Annotated in this window: 21 protein-coding genes and 1 pseudogene; 9 read left to right on the forward strand and 13 right to left on the reverse strand. The window is 65.7% G+C overall.

Annotation, left to right across the window (positions count from 1 at the left end; all coding sequences use genetic code 11):
* The first annotated feature begins 2 nt into the window (after positions 1-2).
* Positions 3-1,028, forward strand: coding sequence for an alcohol dehydrogenase catalytic domain-containing protein (locus OK015_RS15810; RefSeq protein ID WP_268124258.1), 1,026 nt, complete (start codon positions 3-5; stop codon positions 1,026-1,028).
* Here OK015_RS15810 and OK015_RS15815 read toward each other — a convergent pair.
* From OK015_RS15815 to dtd, 3 genes are all read right to left on the reverse strand, one after another.
* Positions 1,025-1,816, reverse strand: coding sequence for an HAD-IB family hydrolase (locus OK015_RS15815; protein ID WP_268132785.1), 792 nt, complete (start codon positions 1,814-1,816; stop codon positions 1,025-1,027). The two genes, OK015_RS15810 and OK015_RS15815, sit on opposite strands and share 4 nt — an antisense overlap.
* Positions 1,817-1,839: 23 nt before the next feature.
* Positions 1,840-2,763 (reverse strand): class I SAM-dependent methyltransferase, encoded by a 924-nt coding sequence (locus OK015_RS15820; RefSeq protein WP_268124260.1) that lies wholly within the window; start codon positions 2,761-2,763, stop codon positions 1,840-1,842.
* Positions 2,764-2,830: 67 nt separating this feature from the next.
* On the reverse strand, positions 2,831-3,262 hold the full coding sequence (dtd, locus tag OK015_RS15825; protein ID WP_268124262.1) for a D-aminoacyl-tRNA deacylase: 432 nt from the start codon (positions 3,260-3,262) through the stop codon (positions 2,831-2,833).
* Between the two features lie 38 nt (positions 3,263-3,300).
* Between dtd and OK015_RS15830 the strand changes: the two genes are divergently transcribed.
* Positions 3,301-3,606, forward strand: a complete 306-nt coding sequence (locus OK015_RS15830) for an MTH1187 family thiamine-binding protein (RefSeq protein ID WP_268124264.1) — start codon at positions 3,301-3,303, stop codon at positions 3,604-3,606.
* Between the two features lie 174 nt (positions 3,607-3,780).
* Positions 3,781-5,061 carry a competence/damage-inducible protein A gene (locus OK015_RS15835; RefSeq protein ID WP_268132787.1) on the forward strand — a complete coding sequence of 427 codons (1,281 nt, stop codon included), beginning with the start codon at positions 3,781-3,783 and terminating at the stop codon, positions 5,059-5,061.
* 57 nt (positions 5,062-5,118) lie between these two features.
* Here OK015_RS15835 and OK015_RS15840 read toward each other — a convergent pair whose 3' ends face one another.
* Entirely contained in the window at positions 5,119-6,417 is a 1,299-nt protein-coding gene (locus tag OK015_RS15840; protein WP_442791115.1) for an MFS transporter, read from the reverse strand.
* Here OK015_RS15840 and OK015_RS15845 point away from each other — a divergent pair.
* The 3 genes and pseudogenes from OK015_RS15845 to OK015_RS15855 form a co-directional block, all read left to right on the forward strand.
* Positions 6,418-6,579 (forward strand): annotated as a pseudogene (locus OK015_RS15845) (amidohydrolase family protein); the annotation flags it as partial. It lies immediately after the preceding gene.
* Positions 6,580-6,687: 108 nt separating this feature from the next.
* The gene (locus OK015_RS15850; protein WP_268124268.1) at positions 6,688-7,089 is read left to right on the forward strand and encodes a phage holin family protein; all 402 of its coding nucleotides are present in this window, start codon (positions 6,688-6,690) and stop codon (positions 7,087-7,089) included.
* A 795-nt stretch (positions 7,090-7,884) separates the two neighbouring features.
* Positions 7,885-8,304, forward strand: coding sequence for an anti-sigma factor antagonist (locus OK015_RS15855; RefSeq protein ID WP_268124270.1), 420 nt, complete (start codon positions 7,885-7,887; stop codon positions 8,302-8,304).
* Here OK015_RS15855 and OK015_RS15860 read toward each other — a convergent pair.
* The 5 genes from OK015_RS15860 to OK015_RS15880 all read right to left on the reverse strand — a co-directional run bounded on the left by OK015_RS15860 (position 8,288) and on the right by OK015_RS15880 (position 11,329).
* Positions 8,288-9,253, reverse strand: a complete 966-nt coding sequence (locus OK015_RS15860; protein ID WP_442791116.1) for an FAD-dependent oxidoreductase — start codon at positions 9,251-9,253, stop codon at positions 8,288-8,290. The genes OK015_RS15855 and OK015_RS15860 overlap by 17 nt on opposite strands.
* A gap of 61 nt (positions 9,254-9,314) precedes the next feature.
* Positions 9,315-9,875 carry a hypothetical protein gene (locus OK015_RS15865; protein ID WP_442791306.1) on the reverse strand — a complete coding sequence of 187 codons (561 nt, stop codon included), beginning with the start codon at positions 9,873-9,875 and terminating at the stop codon, positions 9,315-9,317.
* A 66-nt stretch (positions 9,876-9,941) separates the two neighbouring features.
* The gene (locus OK015_RS15870; protein ID WP_268124276.1) at positions 9,942-10,433 is read right to left on the reverse strand and encodes an SRPBCC family protein; all 492 of its coding nucleotides are present in this window, start codon (positions 10,431-10,433) and stop codon (positions 9,942-9,944) included.
* On the reverse strand, positions 10,433-11,074 hold the full coding sequence (locus tag OK015_RS15875; RefSeq protein WP_268124278.1) for a nitroreductase family protein: 642 nt from the start codon (positions 11,072-11,074) through the stop codon (positions 10,433-10,435). Before OK015_RS15875 ends, OK015_RS15870 begins: the two co-directional genes overlap by 1 nt.
* Positions 11,075-11,095: 21 nt before the next feature.
* A complete protein-coding gene (locus tag OK015_RS15880; RefSeq protein WP_268124280.1) occupies positions 11,096-11,329 on the reverse strand; it encodes a hypothetical protein in 234 nt (77 codons plus the stop codon).
* A 192-nt stretch (positions 11,330-11,521) separates the two neighbouring features.
* Between OK015_RS15880 and OK015_RS15885 the strand changes: the two genes are divergently transcribed.
* Positions 11,522-12,211: a hypothetical protein gene (locus OK015_RS15885; RefSeq protein ID WP_268132789.1), complete on the forward strand. Its 690-nt coding sequence runs from the start codon at positions 11,522-11,524 to the stop codon at positions 12,209-12,211.
* A 3-nt stretch (positions 12,212-12,214) separates the two neighbouring features.
* On the opposite strand, the gene OK015_RS15890 is transcribed toward OK015_RS15885, so the two are convergent.
* Both OK015_RS15890 and OK015_RS15895 read right to left on the reverse strand, forming a co-directional pair.
* Positions 12,215-13,177: an NAD(P)H-dependent flavin oxidoreductase gene (locus OK015_RS15890; RefSeq protein ID WP_268124283.1), complete on the reverse strand. Its 963-nt coding sequence runs from the start codon at positions 13,175-13,177 to the stop codon at positions 12,215-12,217.
* A complete protein-coding gene (locus OK015_RS15895) occupies positions 13,174-13,566 on the reverse strand; it encodes a tautomerase family protein (RefSeq protein WP_268124285.1) in 393 nt (130 codons plus the stop codon). The genes OK015_RS15890 and OK015_RS15895 overlap by 4 nt, the downstream gene beginning before the upstream one ends.
* A gap of 95 nt (positions 13,567-13,661) precedes the next feature.
* Between OK015_RS15895 and OK015_RS15900 the strand changes: the two genes are divergently transcribed.
* Entirely contained in the window at positions 13,662-14,537 is an 876-nt protein-coding gene (locus OK015_RS15900) for a LysR family transcriptional regulator (protein WP_268124287.1), read from the forward strand.
* An 11-nt stretch (positions 14,538-14,548) separates the two neighbouring features.
* Here the strand turns inward: OK015_RS15900 and OK015_RS15905 are convergent, their stop codons facing one another.
* A complete protein-coding gene (locus OK015_RS15905; protein ID WP_268124289.1) occupies positions 14,549-15,412 on the reverse strand; it encodes an alpha/beta fold hydrolase in 864 nt (287 codons plus the stop codon).
* A 116-nt stretch (positions 15,413-15,528) separates the two neighbouring features.
* Here OK015_RS15905 and OK015_RS15910 point away from each other — a divergent pair, with 116 nt between their 5' ends.
* Positions 15,529-16,080, forward strand: a complete 552-nt coding sequence (locus OK015_RS15910; protein ID WP_268124291.1) for a TetR/AcrR family transcriptional regulator — start codon at positions 15,529-15,531, stop codon at positions 16,078-16,080.
* On the opposite strand, the gene OK015_RS15915 is transcribed toward OK015_RS15910, so the two are convergent.
* Entirely contained in the window at positions 16,077-16,688 is a 612-nt protein-coding gene (locus OK015_RS15915) for a TetR/AcrR family transcriptional regulator (RefSeq protein WP_268124293.1), read from the reverse strand. The two genes, OK015_RS15910 and OK015_RS15915, sit on opposite strands and share 4 nt — an antisense overlap.
* Positions 16,689-16,788 lie beyond the last annotated feature (100 nt).

The following is a 16,788-nucleotide window of genomic DNA, read 5'->3' on the forward strand; positions in this document are numbered from 1 at the left end:
CTATGCGCACGGTGGTCGTCGATGGACCCCGAAACATCCGGGTCGACACTCGTCCCGATCCCACCCTTCCCGGCCCGGACGGAGCGATCGTCGAAGTCACCGCCGCCGGCATCTGCGGGTCCGACCTGCATTTTTACGAGGCCGATTTTCCGATGCCCGACCCGATCGCGCTGGGCCACGAAGCTGTCGGCACCGTGGTGGAAGTCGGTCCCGACGTGCGCACCGTCAAGTCGGGGGATCAGGTCATGGTTTCGTCGGTGACCGGATGCGGCAACTGCCCGGGATGCGCCACCCGCGATCCGGTCATGTGTTACTCCGGTTTTCAGATCTTCGGCGGGGGGCTGCTCGGTGGGGCGCAGGCCGATCTGCTCGCCGTGCCCGCCGCCGATTTTCAGCTGTTGAAGATGCCCGAGGGGATCAGCACGGAACAGGCTCTGCTCCTTACCGACAACCTGGCCACCGGCTGGGCGGCAGCGCAGCGGGCCGACATTCCGTTGGGCGGTACCGTGGCGGTCATCGGGCTGGGCGCGGTCGGACTCTGCGCGCTGCGCAGCGCTATTTTCCAGGGTGCCGCAACGGTTTTCGCTATCGATGTGGTCGACGGCCGCCTGAACCGCGCGGCTCAGTGGGGTGCGACACCGGTCAAAGCACCAGCACTCGAGGCGATCATGGCGGCCACCGGCGGGCGTGGCACCGACGCGGTGATCGATGCCGTCGCCACCGACGCCTCCCTGACCGACGCGATCAACGCGGTGCGGCCCGGCGGCACCGTCTCGGTGGTGGGGGTGCATGACATGAATCCGTTTCCGCTCAACGCCCTGGGCTGCCTGATTCGCAGCACGACCATGCGATTCACCACGGCGCCGGTGCAACGCACCTGGCCGGAGTTGATCCCGCTGCTGCAGTCCGGGCGGCTCGATGTGGACGGCATCTTCACCACGTCAATGCCTTTGGACGAGGCGGCCAAGGGTTACGCGACCGCCGAGTCACGTTCGGGCGACGACGTGAAAATCCTGCTGAAGCCTTAGCCCCCGTCTCGCTGCGCTTCGCGGCGAACATGGTTCGCCAGGTACCGCAGGGTCCGCATCGGCCGGCGCCGCACCGAGGCGAGGCACATCACCGGCCATCCGTGCGCCGCGGCGGCGGCGGCCAGGCCCGCGCGGGGATTCACCGGTCGCGGATAGCCGACTACTGACATCGACGCCGCATCCTCATCGCCATCGGCGTAGAAGTAACTACGTTGCACCGCAACGTCATGGTCAACGCAAAACTGTTGCACCGCATCCGCTTTCGTCGTGCCCCACACGATCGGCTTGACGATCCCGCCGGTCAGGCGTCCGTGCTCGTCGAGTTCGAATCGATTGCACTGCACGTTGGAGATGCCGAGAAAGCGCGCGACCGGCAGCGCTTGAATAGAGAGCGCCGATGAACTCAGCACCACGGTATGCCCTCGTTCCTGATGCGCTTGCACGATTTCGCGCATGTGCGAATACAGCCGTGAGGCAACACGTTCGACGAACAACCGCTCGCCCAAGTCGTCGAGGTCGGCCAGGGATTCGCCCCGCAAATAGCCCGCGGCCCGGACGATGAGGTGCTCGAATTCAAGGCGACCGAATCGATAACGCAGCGCAGCGTCGAACACACCGAGGAGCTCGCCAATCCCGACTTGCCGGCGCCGGATCCGGTCGCCGACGTGAACCGCGGCGGTGAAGCCGTCGACCAACGTGCCGTCCAGATCGAAGAATGCACCGACTCGTGGTCCTGGCGAACTGGCAGCGATCTCGGCAATGGCGTCGGCGGGGGAGAGCATCGTCATCGTCACCGCGTCGACTCCATCCGTTACCGGGCCGCCGTTATGTACTGCGAGTGCATGAAGCTGTCGATCTTCACGTCGACCTCCGGTGGCGTCATGCCGTAGCGGGCCTGCAACTCGAGGGTGTTGCGGACGGGCTCAACGCTCCACCCGTGCGCGGCCAGCCACTCGGCGGGCTCGCTCTTGGGCTCGTAGGTAAGGGCGGAGAAGTCCACATCGCCAGACACGTTGACCCCGGGGTGGTGGGTTTCCAGCGCTTCGAGCTGGTCATGGTCCAGTCGCGATCCCAGTGCGCCGATAGCGATTCGGCTGCCGGGTGCGCTGAGTCCGCTGATCCGGGTGAAAAGTGTGTTCTGGGCTTCATCGGTCAGATACGGCAATATGCCCTCCACCGACCAGGCGCTGGGCCGTTCGGTGTCGAAGCCGGCCGCTTCCAACGGTCGGGACCAGTCGGTGCGTAAGTCGGCGGCGACCTCAACCCGAGTTGCCTTGGGGGCCGCGCCGTGCTCGCGCAGGACCCGCGCCTTGAACTCCAGGACTTTCGGCAGGTCGATTTCGAAAACGATTGTACCGCTCGGCCATTCCAGGCGATACGCCCGGGAGTCCAATCCAGCGGCGACGATCACCGCTTGTCGTATGTCCGCGTCACCCGCGGCGCCGAAGAAGTCGTCGAAGAATCGCGTTTGCACACCGTAGAGCCGAGGAAACGCCGTCTCGTCGTCGGTGCTTCCCGGATTGGCAAGCACTCCGGCCAAATACGGGTCCCGGGAAGCGGCGATGAACACTTTCGCGTATTCATCTCGAACCAGCGGTTGCGAGCTCACGGCATGCAGCGCGCGCCAGCCCGCCACCAGGAGAGCGGTATAGCCGACGCTGCTGACGATGTCCCATTGGTCGTCATCTGAACGGAGCGAGCCATATTCAGGCCCGGATTCAGGCGCGGTGCTCATGGTCGCCACCTCCCACGTCGATCGGCCACAGCGCGCCGACGTATCCAAGGTACCTGCGGAGACTTCCTCAGAGCTCGAGAAACACCGTCACCGGTCCGTCGTTGACCAATTCGACCTGCATGTTCGCCCCGAACACGCCGGTCTCGACGTGTGCGCCCAACCCGCGCAACGCCTCCGCGAACGCCGCAACCAGGGGTTCGGCGACCGCCCCGGGAGCGGCAGCGTTCCAGGACGGCCGGCGGCCCTTCGCGGTGTCGGCGTAGAGCGTGAACTGGCTGACGACCAGGATCGGCGCCGCGATATCGGCCGCGGAGCGTTCGTCGGCGAGAATGCGTAGGTTCCACAGCTTTTCGGCGAGGCGGCGTGCCTTGTCGGGGTCATCGCCGTGGGTGACGCCGACAAACGCCAGCAATCCCTGGCTTTCGGGCCGGATGGCACCCGCCAGTTCGCCATCGACAGACACCGCCGCCGACGAGACCCGTTGCACCAGAACCCGCATGGCTCGATGCTGCCAGGCCGGCTAGGTAGGCTCGTCAGGTGTCCGTACTCGTCGCGTTTTCCGTCACCCCGCTCGGCGTCGGCGAGGGCGTTGGCGAAATCGTTGCCGAAGCGGTTCGGGTGGTGCGCGACTCCGGGCTGCCCAACAAGACGGATTCGATGTTCACCGTGATCGAAGGCGATAGCTGGGAGGAAGTGATGGCGGTCGTGCAGCGCGCCGTCGAGGCCGTTGCCGCCCGGGCCCCCAGGGTCAGCACGGTGATCAAGGCGGACTGGCGGGCCGGCGTCCAGGACGCGATGACGGAGAAAGTCGCGACGGTCGAGCGCTATCTCGCCGACGACTAGCGCCGCAGCACATTGTCCAAAACCTGCTCGGCGCCGGTCGCGCGTGCACTGACGGCTTCGCGTGTGCGTCCACGGCGCCTCGACCGGCGTGTCACCGCTGTCGGCTCCCACTCGACGCCAAGGCTTCACAGTCGACGCCGGCCGGCCGGCCGGGCAGCGCGGGTGCGTAGGCTCGTGCCGGTGAGCGCACGCGCAGGCATCGTCGTCACCGGAACCGAAGTCCTCACCGGACGCGTCCAGGACAGAAACGGCCCGTGGATCGCCGATCGGCTGCTCGAACTAGGCGTAGAGCTGGCCCACATCACCATTTGCGGCGATCGCCGCTCCGACATCGAGGCGCAACTGCGCTTCATGGCCGAGCAGGGCGTTGACTTGATCGTCACCAGCGGCGGGCTGGGTCCCACGGCCGACGACATGACCGTCGAGGTGGTGGCGCGCTTCTGCGAGCGCGAGCTGGTGCTCGACGAAGAAGTCGAAGACAAGATCGCCAACATCCTCAAAAAGCTGATGGCGCACTTCGATTCGAAGAGTTTTGACGCGGTGCGCGCGGCCAACCGCAAGCAGGCCATGGTTCCCAGCGGTGCGCAGGTACTCGAGCCGGTGGGTACCGCCCCGGGCGTCGTAGTGCCCGGAAAGCCCACGGTGATCGTGCTGCCCGGGCCCCCGCGTGAGCTTCAGCCGATGTGGCACAAGGCGATCGAAACTCCCGCGGCGCGGCAGGCGATCGCCGGCCGGACGATCTACCGTCAGGAGACCATCCGGATGTTCGGACTGCCCGAGTCGGGCCTGGCCGAAACGCTGCGCGACGCGCAGAATTCCGTCGCCGGATTCGACTCGCTGGAGATCACCACGTGCCTGCGGCGGGGCGAGATCGAAATGGTCACCCGCTACGAGCCGGACGCGGCGCAGGCTTACGGCCGACTGGCCGAGCTGCTGCGCGACCGGCACGGACAACAGCTGTACTCCGAAGACGGATCGCAGGTGGACGATCTGGTTGCCCGGTTGCTGTCCGGCCGCCGGATCGCCACCGCGGAATCCTGCACCGCGGGGCTGTTAGCCGCACGGCTGACCGACCGGCCCGGTTCGTCCGAGTATGTGACGGGCGGGGTGGTGAGCTATTCCAACGATGCGAAGGTGCAGCTGCTCGGCGTTGACGCCGAGCTGATCGAAACGCACGGCGCGGTGTCGGAACCGGTCGCCGAGGCGATGGCAGCGGGCGCATTGCAGCGGTTCGGCGCCGACACCGCCGTCGCGATCACCGGCATCGCGGGCCCGGGCGGGGGAACGCCGGAAAAGCCGGTGGGAACCGTCTGCTTCACCGTGCGGCTTGCCGAAGGCCGCACGGACACCCGGACCCTGCGGCTGCCCGGGAACCGGTCCGATATCCGTGAGCGCTCGGCGACGGTCGCGATGCACATGTTACGACGCGCGCTGAGCGAGCAGGCGCCCCTTTGAACCCGCTGGTAGCGAACCGCTTCGCCCGGCTGCGCCGCACTCGCGATCGCCACTAGATCACGTCACTTTTGTTGGTAGAAATGCAGTTTCGGCGGTACCAAACCGGATTCCGGTCGCATCCTTTCCAACCAGCGTCAGGAACGCCACCGCGAGCAACACCGGCACGATGGTGACGGTCAACGCGAACGGATAGCCGTGCGTCTCCGCCAGGTGTTCCTGGATGGGCAGGTTGAACGCGGCGAGCAGATTGCCAAGCTGATAGGTCACGCCGGGGTAGAGGCCGCGAATGGCGTCCGGCGACATCTCGGTCAAATGCGCGGGAATCACCCCCCAGGCTCCCTGCACGCAGACCTGCATCAAAAACGAGCCGAGGCACAGCATTGCCGCGGTCCGCGAGTACGCGAACAGCGGGACGATCGGTAGTCCCAAAATCGCACAGAAGACCACCGTGTAGCGGCGGCTGAAGCGCTGCGACAGCGTGCCGAAGAACAAGCCGCCGACGATGGCGCCGATGTTGTAGACCACCACGATCCACTTGACCGTCACGCTGTCCAGGCCGGCGCCGTGGTTGGCCGTCGACCCCAAGAATGTCGGATAGACGTCCTGCGTGCCGTGGCTCATCCAGTTGAAGGCCGTCATCAGCGCCACCAGGTAGAAGAACCGGCGTACGATCTTGCCGTCGCGCAGCACATCGCGCAGCTTGGTGTTGGTGAGCTTCATCTGGTCCTGGGCGGCCTCCCACACCTCGGACTCCTGCACCCGGTAGCGGATGATCAGGCTGATCAAAGCCGGGACGATGGACAGGGCGAACAACCAGCGCCAGGACAATCCCAGCCAATCCATCACCAGCAGCGATCCCACACTCGCCAGCAGATAACCGAATGCGTAGCCCTCCTGCAACAGTCCGGAGAAAAAGCCGCGTCGCTCGACGGGAACCTTCTCCATCGCGAGTGCTGCTCCCAGCCCCCATTCACCGCCCATGCCAAGTCCGTAGAGCAACCGCAGAATCATCAGCACAGTGAAGTTGGGCGCGAAAGCGCAGAGGAAGCCGACCACCGAGTAAAAGATCACGTCCACCATCAGCGGGGTCCGCCGGCCAACCCGGTCGGCCCACAGGCCGAATAGCAATGCGCCCACCGGGCGCATGATCAGGGTGGCGGTCGTGACGAAGGCGACCTCAGCCTTACTGATGTGAAAAGTCTTTGCGATGTCGGCATATACGAACACCACGATGAAGTAATCGAAGGCATCCATCGTCCAGCCCAACATCGCCGCAATGAACGAGTTCCGTTGATCGCCACTGAGGCGTTGAGTTGTCACGTGAGCATCGTGGCGCAACGCGGGCCGTTTGACCATCCACGCCGCGGGAGTGGGTTCGCGATAGATGCGAATCATCGATGCCGATGGATCGCGGACTACTGCTCGGCGGCGGGCAGCCGGTTGCGGGGCGTGGGCGTGACGCCGATCGAGCACGGGCAGGCGGCGGTCGACGTCATGACCGAGGCCAAGGATCTCGGGCGCTTCTACGCGCTGAACTGAGCCACGCGCGTCGGCGCGAAGGCGAATGCGGCCGCCGGGCACATAATTCGGTCCCGTCGGCGACTACCGGTGGCAGGATCTTCCGACATGGGTCCTTTTCTCCTTCGCGCCACACTGACTGGTCTTGCCATGTGGATCGTCACCCACTTCGTTCACGGGCTGAGCTTCGTCGGCGGCAAAACGCCACTGGAGAGGGTCGGCATCATCTTCGTCGTGGCCGTCATCTTCGGTCTGGTCAACGCGTTCATCAAGCCGATCGTTCAGTTCTTGTCGATCCCGCTGTACATCGTGACCCTTGGGCTCTTCCATATCGTCGTCAACGCGTTGATGCTCTGGCTCACCGCACGCATCACCGAACACACGACGCACTGGGGGTTGCAGATCGACCACTTCTGGTGGACGGCGATCTGGGCCGCGATCCTGTTGTCGATCGTCAGCTGGCTGCTGTCGCTGGTGGTGCGCGACGTCGACCGCCACACTCGATCCTGATACCTCAGGGCGCCTGCATCGCGGAGGCCGTTTCTCAGCGGAAAGGCGCGCGGCCCTTCTTCGGCATCCTGGGTCGCGAAAACCCGGTAGCTGTGCCGAGTCTCGTCGTCGTAGGCCGACTCGGGGTCGAGCGTCGGCTCTTCGGCCGCCGACTGTTTGGTCGCAAAGACGGCAAGCGGCGCGTTGGCCGCGATGCGCTGCCTCCGCCGGCGAAAAGCCCTCGTTTGGGTTCCATCACCGCGAATCGCGCTTCGGGCATGGCGACGCGGATGTCGGTGCAGCCCAACATTTCAAGGCCGCCCGCGACTCAGGTGCCGTCCACCGCGGCGATGATCGGCCTATACACCGGAAAAATCCCGCCCCACGCCGGTGACGACGGCAATCCAGGCGGCGTCACCGGCGTGGGGCGTCGGCCCATGCCCGAGCCAAGTCGCGGAAATGTTCCATATCCAGCGAGTTGCGCGTTTCGAGGCGGTTGACCGTAATAGTGGCAATGTGAGCGTTAAGCGCGTAATCAATGCTTACGCATGTTCCACCGTTTCGGTTCGTCGTTGCTGCCGTTAATGAATCATTGCTACCGTTACTGAAATAGTAAGGGTTTCAGTGACCTTCGGCCTTCAGCCGGCCGCACAGAAACTGATCGGTTTGCGCAATTTCACCTCGGCAAATCTCAATTACACATATGCTTAGCAATGACGTGAAAACCGAGAGGGTCGGTTTACGACAACCCTGCCGGCCTTTTCGGGACAGGACGGCGTCGCCCGATACTGCCCACGACGACGGGATGTCGCAGAGATGGACACTGCCGAAATTGGAATCGCAGGGCCCAACAACGGGTCGTATCTTGGTCACCCGCCAAGTGGACTGCACACGGTCACCAAGCGGGCCGGTTCCTCGGTGGTCGTCCACGTCGGCGGTGACATCGACGCCAGCAACGAGGGCGCCTGGCAGGACGTGCTGAGCCGCGGCGCCGCCGAGACGGTCGCGCCCGGCCCGTTCGTCATCGACGTGTGCGACCTCGATTTCATGGGGTCGTGCGGTTATGCCGCCCTGGCGCACGAAGCAGCGCTGTGTCGCAACCGCGGCGTCACGCTGCGGCTGGTCACCAGCCAACCCATCGTCGCCCGAACCATTGCCGCGTGCGGACTGCGTCCGCTGCTGCCGACGTACGCGACCGTCGAGACGGCGCTAGCGCCGGTCAGCGATCAGGGCTGACCAAGCGCACTACATCGCGCGCGCAACCCCAGGACAGGGTCACGCCGTTACCGCCGTGGCCGTAGTTGTGGATGCAGCGTGCCCGCCCGAGCGGCTCGGCTTCCAAACGCACCGAGGGACGATCGGGGCGCAGCCCGGTAATCGTTTCGATCACCTCAGCGTCGCCGAGCCTCGGTTCGATCCGGCGGCAGCGCGCCACGATGCGCTCGGTGATGTCGGGCTCGGCCGCGGTGTCCCAGCGATCCGGGATGCTGATCCCGCCACACACCACCCGCTGTGGGTGCGGGAAGTAGCAGACCCATTCCGGGCCGTTGTTGATCTCCAAAAACAGTTGCCGCAGACCGGGATTGGCGAGCACAACATGCTGGCCGAACAATGGCCGCACCGTGTCGTCGCCCACCAGCGTTCGGGCGCCGAGACCCGAACAGTTGATCACAATCGGTGCCGCGTCGGTGGCCTCGGCCAATGACTGCACGGGGTGTTCCTCGAGCTCGCAGCCGGCCGCGGCAAGTCGCCGCGTCAGGTAGTCGAGGTAGTGCGGCATGTCGACCATCGGCATGGTCGCGCGAAAACCGGCCCGAAAGCCCTCCGGAAGCTCGGAAGGCTCGACCGGCCGCAGTTCAGGGATCAGCTGCGCCGCCGACGACATCGCCTCGGTCGCGGTCAATTCGCCGACGCTGAGCGCGGGCGCCAGTTGTACCCCGGTGTCGGGATTGGCGGCCAGGTCACGAAACACTCCCAGCGAATATTCGGTCCACGCCAATGTTTTGGTGGCGCGTTCGGCCGGCCGCGGCGGGGCCCACACCGCACCGGCAACTACTGAAGTCGTCTGCTGTGGCAGGGCGGCGGTCCACACCCGGACCGGCCAGCCGGCTTCAGCCAGACAAATGGCCGAGGTCAGTCCGCTGACTCCGGCACCGACGACGACAATCTGCTGCGCATTGACCACCACGCCACGCTATCCAAAGCGAAGGAATCGAGGCATAACGGCTGCTCGCCGGCGGCCAGGATCAGGTACCGGGTACTCGCTGTCCGTTCGGCGCAAGCAGGCCGTTGAGCGCACCGAGAGTGCCTTGCAGTTGGGCGCCGGCCATCGGCCCGGGGACGTCGGGCGGCGGACTGGCGTCCGGGGTCAGCTGCCAGGGCTGGCAGCCGTCGGTCTTGAACGCTTTGTCGGTCGGGTCGATCCGGACGACCTGCGGCCGCTTGGTGAGCGAGTTGTCGATCAGGGCGCCGTCCGGATTGGAGGTCCGCTTCCAGTAGCAAGTGCCGTTGCCGATCGGGCCGCCGCTGGAGTAGATGCCCGGCACGATGTCGGTACCCACCGCATAGATGCCGTCTTTGTCCATCGCCGTCTTCGGCGGGCCTCCGGGCGGTGCGGGTGCGGGCGATGCCGATGGCGACGCTGCCGGAGCCGGCGACGCCGCCGGCGAGGGCGATGCTGATTGCCCCGGCGTCGGCCCGGGCGTCGGCTCCGGATCCGCGCCGGCTATCGCAGCCGATGCTGCCCAGCCAGCGACCATCAGACTCGCAGCAGCCAACCGTGCCGCAATAGGTACTCCCATAGCCATCGAGGGTACCGGGGTCAAGAACCTAATTCATACCGTTGTGAAATCAGCCGAGCAGCTTCAGCACACCTAAAGTCGTCGCACCTTTCCGGCATACCCAAGCGCATGCTCGTACGTCTCGAGGTTGTCGCGGGATATCTTCGCGTGCACCGGGCGTTCGAGGAAGAACCGCAGCACCGGGTTGTAGGCGTGATACGTCTCGTGGAACGTCAGCACGGTGGTGCCGTCGGGCTGCTCCTCGAGTTGGTGATATCCCTCCGCGCGCGACCACAGCGGCGCCCCGACGGCCACATACCGCGACAGCTTGTTCAGCTCGGCTTCGGTCACCGTCTCCCACGACCGCGCCCTACCGCCGGTCAGCAGGTATTTGGGCACTTCGAAGATGCAGGTCCGGACCAGGCCCTCACCGGCTTCGTTGCCCTCGTTCAGGATTTCCATGCTGCCGGTCGGCCACTTGAGCACCCGCGGCCGCGGGGCGTTGGGTGGCGCCGGGGGATGTAACACTCGCCAGACTTTTCTCGGCGGGGCATCGACGTGGAATCGCACGGTGTAGGACTGCATCAGCTCTCTCCATCAGCCGTCATCCAACTGTTCCAGAACGTGATGGTCTCCGCGGGCGGCCGCCTGGCCGGCCGGAAGTCCGTGCCGATCGTGTAGGCGACGGGAAACAGCGCGGCCTGCGTCACCGTGGGCGGAATGCCGAGCAGCTCGGCGACTTCCCGTTCCTTGAACAGATGCATCGTCGTCCACACCGAACCCAGCCCCCGCGAACGCAGCGCCAGCAGAAAGCTCCAGCCGGCCGGGATGATCGACGCCCAGGCCGCCGCGGCGATACCCGGTTCCGCGCTCTCGATGCGCTGGTTGAGGCAGGGAATGACATGCACCGGAACCTGTCCCAGCGTTTCGGTCAGGCTCGTCGCACTCTGGTACACCCGCCGCGTCTGCGGGTCCGTCGCGTTATCCGCCGCGTATGCCAGGTACTGCGAACCGATGCTGCGGTAGATCTCGGCGATGGCCGCGCGCTTGTCCGCGTCGGTGATTACCAGCCAACGCCAGTCCTGCGTGTTGCTGGCCGTGGGCGCCTGCATCGCCAGTTGGATGCATTCCAGGATCACCTCGCGACTGACCGGCCGGGTCAGGTCGAGACGTTTACGAACCGACCGTGTGGTGCTGAGCAGTTCGTCGACGGTGGCGATTTCCATGGATTCCTTTCCGGTGCATGGTCAGAGATCGATCGCGCAAGACTGGTCGGCCCCCAGCACGGTCAGGGAACGTCCCAGGCCAAGAAATACCGCGACACACAGTGTGAGATCCAGGATCTCTTCGTCGGTGGAAGACGCTCGAAGTCGTTGGAAGAAACCATCATCCATCGACGAGTGGTCGTTGGCGAAGCGCTCGGCGTACTCGATCGCGGCGGCTTCGCCACCAGGGCCCCCCGGCACGGTGAGCCTTGCCATCGCCGACCTCCTGCCTGGTAAGGACGGTACCGAATTGAGCAAACCAGATTCTCAACTCGGCTGTCTAGGTCGGCGACGAGGCGCAATTGTGCAGGTGAGTAACCCGGCGCGGAGCCGCAAGACTGTCCGGGTTACGGTCCGTTGAGCGGCATTGGGCCCGGCGGCGAATAGGGAGGTCTGTGCGTGCTGTTCATGCACGAACTACACACGGTGCGCGGCCGCAAGGAGGATGAATTCGAGGCGGCGTTCCGTGACGGTTGGATGCCGATGCTCGGGCGCGGCGACGACGCTCGGTTGTTGTGGTACGCCAACCAGGCACACGGCAGCGGCCCCGCCTACACAGTCGTCACCGTGACGGCCGTCCGCGACGGTGCGGCGTGGGAGCGGCTGACCTTACGGGTGCAGAAGGGCGACCTGCAGAAGTGGATGCGCGGCCTCGATGAGCTCCGCCACGAGGTCGAGGCGAAGCTGCTGACGCCGTTGCCTTGGTCACCGCTGGGCGACGTGCAGTTCGACGAGGTGCCGGCCGACGGGCGACAGCACGAGATGACCCTGTACATGGAAGACACCATGTGGCCCTACGAGGACAAGTTCGAGGAATACATCGACCGCTGCGGCGACGTGTACGCCAGGAGTCTCCAAGCGCCATCCTCGATGCTGACGATGCACGCCGCATTCCAGCCCGCCCTTGGCAGCCATGTCCGGCGCGAGGTGATTCTGATGCAGCGCATCAGCCGGCCCGACGCGCTGCTCGACCTGCTCCGCAGCCACATCCCCGCCGAGTACCGCGCGCCCGGCACGTGGATGTACGACGCCCTGGACTTGCGCGATCAGTGGACCAGCCGGTTGCTGCGCACCTCCGAATGGTCACCCCTGTACTGAGTGTCATGCGTCCGCACGGCCCAGGATTCGGGCAGCGTCGCGCGCCATGTCGTGCACGATGCCGGCAGCCGGACGGATGTCGCGAACGAGTCCGACGGCCTCGCCCACAAGTATGGCCGCAGCTTCGAAATCTTCTGCGGCCACTGCATTTTCGAATGATTCCATCGCCTCGGGCAGCGCGGCCGATAGTTGGTTCTCGTTGCCGTGCCAGGTGTCGAGGAATCGGTTGCGCAGCGCCCGCGCGTTGTAGTCGGGGGGCCAATCAAGTTGGCGCACAACGTCGTACACGCGGGTTCTGAGGGTGTCGTCTCCGCTGGCCGAGATCGCCCGCTGGTGGGCCCGCGGCGACACCGATGCCTCGGCACTGGCCCAAAGCCGAGTACCGACTATCGCACCGTCGGCGCCCAGTGCCAATGCTGCCGCCAATCCACGGCCGTCGGCGATGCCGCCGGCCGCGACTACCAGCGTTTCGGGGGAGCGCGCGGCGACGAGGTCGACCACGTCGGGCACCAGCGTGAACGTGGACCGCACGGTCATTCCGTGGCCACCCGCCTCGCCGCCCTGCGCGACGACGATGTCCGCGCCGGCGTCCACTGCCTGCCGCGCGTGATCGAGCTTCTGCACCTGGGCGATCAGTGGCACATCCGCCGCGTGAATACGTTCGGCGAACGGCCGAAGATCCCCGAACGACAACATGATTGCGGCCGGTTGCCGCTCGAGGGCATGATCGAGCAGTTCGGGCTCGTGCGCCAGGCTCCAGGTGATGAACCCGCATCCGACCCTCGCGCCGTCGGCCTGCTCGAATTCGTGCCGCAGCCATTCGGCGTTGCCGTAGCCGCCTCCGATCAGTCCAAGGCCGCCACCCGCTGTCACCGCCGCCGCGAGCCGGCCGCCGGAAGCCATGGCCATCGGCGCGAGCAGGATCGGATGCTCGATGCCGAAGAACTCGGTGAGACGAGTGTTCATTGCAGTTCTCCGGTGAGGAACTGCGCCCGGCCGTGACCGAAAGACCAGTCCTCGTCGCTGTTTTCAGTGATCGACACGATCAGGTCGGCCGGGTCGACCCCGCACAGTTCGGTAAGATTCGATGCCAGCAGCTCATAGAACCGTTCCTTCATGGCGCGGGTGCGCGGCCTGCTCACCACGTGCACCACCACAAGCCGTGTTGAGCGGTCGATGCCAAGACCGGTATCCCAGGCCACGATCTCGTGGGCGGGATGGGTATGCACCACCTGGTAGCGGTCGCCCGGCGGCACCGCAAACGCTCCGACGACGGCATAGTGAACGGCGTCGAGCAGCGTTCGCACCTCCTCCGGCGCGCGCCCCTCGATCAGGTCGATGTACAGCAGCGGCATTTTCTCTCCTCGGGTCCGTGCGCCTCGATGACGAGGTTAGGGCTACGGGAAGCGACTGTGAAATGCCTGTCGCACGGCATCTATGCTTTCCAGGCATGAGTGTGCTGGACGGCGGCCGAGTCGAGTTGCGCCATCTGCGCGCGTTCGAAGCGGTGGCGCGATTGCAGTCGTTCACCCGTGCGGCCGAGGAGCTCGCGATCACCCAGCCGGCGCTGAGCCGCACTGTCCAGCAGCTCGAAGACGCACTCGGCGTCACCCTGCTCGATCGCGGCTCGCGGCATGTGGAGATGACACCCGCCGGGCGGACGTTCTTCGAACACGTCGAACGGGTTCTCGCCGAAGTGGTGCGCGGCGTGCGGGCCGTGCGACGTCAGGCGAGTATTCGTCTCGGGTTCAGTTGGTTGTTGCCCGACCCGTGGGCGCAAGACACGGTTGCCCGATTTGAGCGGGCCGGCGCAACGACGGTCGATTTGATCCGCACCGACGATGCGCTTGCCGCGGTGCAGCGGGGGAAGGTCAACGTCGCCGTGGTGCGTGGCCAGGTGACCTCGACCACCGTGCGGGTCGTGCACCTGTTCAACGAGTCACGCGTGGCGGTGTGCTCTGTTCACTCGCGCGTGGCGGCCAGGCGGGAGTTGGACTGGGCCGAGGTCCCAAAGTGGCCGCTGGTGGTCAACGTCGCCAGCGGCACCACCGGACCGTGGTCGTGGCCCGCGGGCCAGGGCCCGCAAACGGTCGTGGAGACGTCGAATTTCGACGAATGGATCGAATCCGTAGCCGCGGATCGAGGCATCGGCGTGATCCCAGATGTCGCCGTCCGGCGCAACATTCACCCCGGTGTGCGGTTCATCGCGCTCCGGGGAGCACCCCAGAGCGCGGTGTCCCTGGCTTTTCTGCCGCGCGCTCGCAATGCCGAGCTGCGCCGCTTCATCGAGGCCGCGGTGACAAGCGCGGCCGAGTGCGGCACTTGACATGGGTTGTGCTATCCCGGGTTTCGGTCTGCACCGACGGCGGGCCCTGGCGGCGTGGCGTTGCTGCCGGCGCGCAATCGGCTGGTGACCGATTCCAGGAACGGCTCGACAATTGCCAAAAAGCCCGCCGGGTCCGACGAGAACACCACGTGCCCGGTACTCAGGACCTCGAGCCGCGAGCCCCGGATGGCGTCGTGGGTCGCACGCGCGGCACGCACCGGTATCGCGATGTCCTTCTTGCCCCACACGATGAGCGTGGGCGCGGTCAGTTCCGTGGCGCGGCTTCGCAAATCGTGCTCGGGCGTCGCGAAGCTTCGCCAGAGCCCGGTGAGTGTCCGGGCACCTTCGGGCGTTCTGACCGCCACGATCGCACGCGCAATGATCTCCCGGTCGCTGTCGGTCCTGGCCTTCATGTAGCCCCGGATGAACCGGGGAGCGCCGCGACGGACGAACGCCGGTGAGCCGACGACCCGGCAGAAGGCGCGCGTCAGCGGGCCCAACGGAATGAACCCGCCGGAGTTGACCAGCACCAGTCCCGCGACACCCTCGGGCCGGTTGATCGCCAAGCGTGCGGCGGCAAACCCGCCGACCGAATTCCCGATCAGCACAGCACTCGTCAGACCGAGCCCGTCGACGACGTCTTCGAGTACATCGGCGAAGAGCGGGGCGCCGGGCTCGACGGAGGAGTCGACCGGATCCGAGTCTCCGTGCCCCGGCCAGTCCACCGCGATGGTGCGGTAACGGCGGTCAAGTGTTGCGCGGATCGGGTCGAAGTCGCGGGCATCGTGCAGGGTCGCGTGTAGCAGTAAAATCGTTGGCCCGCTGCCACTTTCGGTATAAGAGACGCGCCCCGCCCGAGTTTGGATAGTCGGCATGAAAGTTCCTCTCACCTGATTGACCGACTGGTCGGTCATCGCGTACGGTACCTCGGTAGGAACGTCGTGACAAGGAGGAATCGAGATGCGAAAACCCAGCGCAGGGCGGGATTGCGATGAGACCGCCTGAGCCCGGACGCGATGCCCTGCTGGACGCGGGGCAGCGCCTGTTAGGAACGGCCGACTTGGCCCGGATCTCGGTGAACGCGATCGTTGCCGAGGCCGGCATGGCGAAGGGCAGCTTCTACCAGCACTGGCCCAGCCGCGCGGAATACGTGCGGGCACTGCACATCCGATTCCATGACGAGCTCCTGGAATCGATCGTTGCCGCCAGGGCCGAGCTGCCGCCCGGGCACGAGCGGCTCGAGGCCGCGATGAACGCGTACCTCGACGGCTGTTTGGCCGAGCCCGCTACCAAAGCACTGCTCGTTCAATCACGCACCGAGGCCGGGTTGACCGATTTGGTCGCGGTCCGCAATCACAGCGCGGCCACGCTGATGATGCCCGACCTGGAGGCGCTCGGATGGGTGTCGGCGGAACCGATCGCGGCGCTGCTCGTCGCGGCGGTCGCCGAAATCGCGCTCGTCGAACTCGATGCCCGGCAACGCGATGACGAGCTACGCCGAGGATTCCTGCGACTCGCGACTCGGACGCCGACGGCAGATTAGGCCAGCGGCGCTAAACCGGAGCGGAGCAAATCCAGACCCGCGGCCACCAGCTCGCCGAGATCGTCGGTGCAGCCGTTTCGCCCCCAATACTCCACTGCCACAACGAGAGCCGCAGCCAGAGCGGAGCCCGCTACCTCGGCGCTCAGCTCGATGTTCGGCGTGTCCGGATTCCGACTCCTGATGAAGTCGGTCAGCACCGCGGCGAACGACGATTGCACCACCCGCAAATGGCCGGCGATGCGTTCCGCACTGATCAACTCGGTGCGTGCGGTCGCGGCCTGCCGGACCACTTCCAGGTCGTGCGGGAAGGCCGCGACGCTCGCCAACACCGCATCGAAGAGCGACTCGGAATCCGGGCGTTGCACAAGGGCCTCGGCCAGCCATTCCAACTGCGTCTCGTAGTCCTGGAACAGCACCGACTCCTTGGTCGGGAAATGCCGGAAGAAGGTGCGTTCCGTCACGCCGGCCTCGGCCGCCAGCTCCGTGACCGTCACCTTGGCAAACCCCTTGCGGGCGAAGCTTTTTAGCGCGGCTTGGCGTAGCGCCTCGTGCGTCGATCGTCGGCGCAGTTCGTGGCGGTTCGTCGGGTTGCCGGCTAACACAGTCATGTCACGCCGATCGTATCCGACCGCATTCGTCAGAACTGACATCTTCCAATTATGTCAGTACTGACATATGGTTGTGACGCGCAGATCACCGGCGAAGGGC

The sequence above is a fragment of the Mycobacterium sp. Aquia_216 genome, from assembly GCF_026723865.1.
Taxonomy (GTDB): Bacteria; Actinomycetota; Actinomycetes; order Mycobacteriales; family Mycobacteriaceae; genus Mycobacterium.

Bases quoted from the DNA above. Each gene is read 5' to 3' on its own strand.
- OK015_RS15810 (WP_268124258.1), top strand. From the start codon at position 3: ATGCGCACGGTGGTCGTCGATGGACCCCGAAACATCCGGGTCGACACT.
- OK015_RS15815 (WP_268132785.1), bottom strand. From the start codon at position 1,816: ATGACGATGCTCTCCCCCGCCGACGCCATTGCCGAGATCGCTGCCAGT.
- OK015_RS15820 (WP_268124260.1), bottom strand. From the start codon at position 2,763: ATGAGCACCGCGCCTGAATCCGGGCCTGAATATGGCTCGCTCCGTTCA.
- dtd (WP_268124262.1), bottom strand. From the start codon at position 3,262: ATGCGGGTTCTGGTGCAACGGGTCTCGTCGGCGGCGGTGTCTGTCGAT.
- OK015_RS15840 (WP_442791115.1), bottom strand. From the start codon at position 6,417: ATGGTCAAACGGCCCGCGTTGCGCCACGATGCTCACGTGACAACTCAA.
- OK015_RS15850 (WP_268124268.1), top strand. From the start codon at position 6,688: ATGGGTCCTTTTCTCCTTCGCGCCACACTGACTGGTCTTGCCATGTGG.
- OK015_RS15855 (WP_268124270.1), top strand. From the start codon at position 7,885: ATGGACACTGCCGAAATTGGAATCGCAGGGCCCAACAACGGGTCGTAT.
- OK015_RS15865 (WP_442791306.1), bottom strand. From the start codon at position 9,875: ATGGCTATGGGAGTACCTATTGCGGCACGGTTGGCTGCTGCGAGTCTG.
- OK015_RS15870 (WP_268124276.1), bottom strand. From the start codon at position 10,433: ATGCAGTCCTACACCGTGCGATTCCACGTCGATGCCCCGCCGAGAAAA.
- OK015_RS15875 (WP_268124278.1), bottom strand. From the start codon at position 11,074: ATGGAAATCGCCACCGTCGACGAACTGCTCAGCACCACACGGTCGGTT.
- OK015_RS15880 (WP_268124280.1), bottom strand. From the start codon at position 11,329: ATGGCAAGGCTCACCGTGCCGGGGGGCCCTGGTGGCGAAGCCGCCGCG.
- OK015_RS15885 (WP_268132789.1), top strand. From the start codon at position 11,522: ATGCACGAACTACACACGGTGCGCGGCCGCAAGGAGGATGAATTCGAG.
- OK015_RS15890 (WP_268124283.1), bottom strand. From the start codon at position 13,177: ATGAACACTCGTCTCACCGAGTTCTTCGGCATCGAGCATCCGATCCTG.
- OK015_RS15895 (WP_268124285.1), bottom strand. From the start codon at position 13,566: ATGCCGCTGCTGTACATCGACCTGATCGAGGGGCGCGCGCCGGAGGAG.
- OK015_RS15900 (WP_268124287.1), top strand. From the start codon at position 13,662: ATGAGTGTGCTGGACGGCGGCCGAGTCGAGTTGCGCCATCTGCGCGCG.
- OK015_RS15905 (WP_268124289.1), bottom strand. From the start codon at position 15,412: ATGCCGACTATCCAAACTCGGGCGGGGCGCGTCTCTTATACCGAAAGT.
- OK015_RS15910 (WP_268124291.1), top strand. From the start codon at position 15,529: ATGAGACCGCCTGAGCCCGGACGCGATGCCCTGCTGGACGCGGGGCAG.
- OK015_RS15915 (WP_268124293.1), bottom strand. From the start codon at position 16,688: ATGACTGTGTTAGCCGGCAACCCGACGAACCGCCACGAACTGCGCCGA.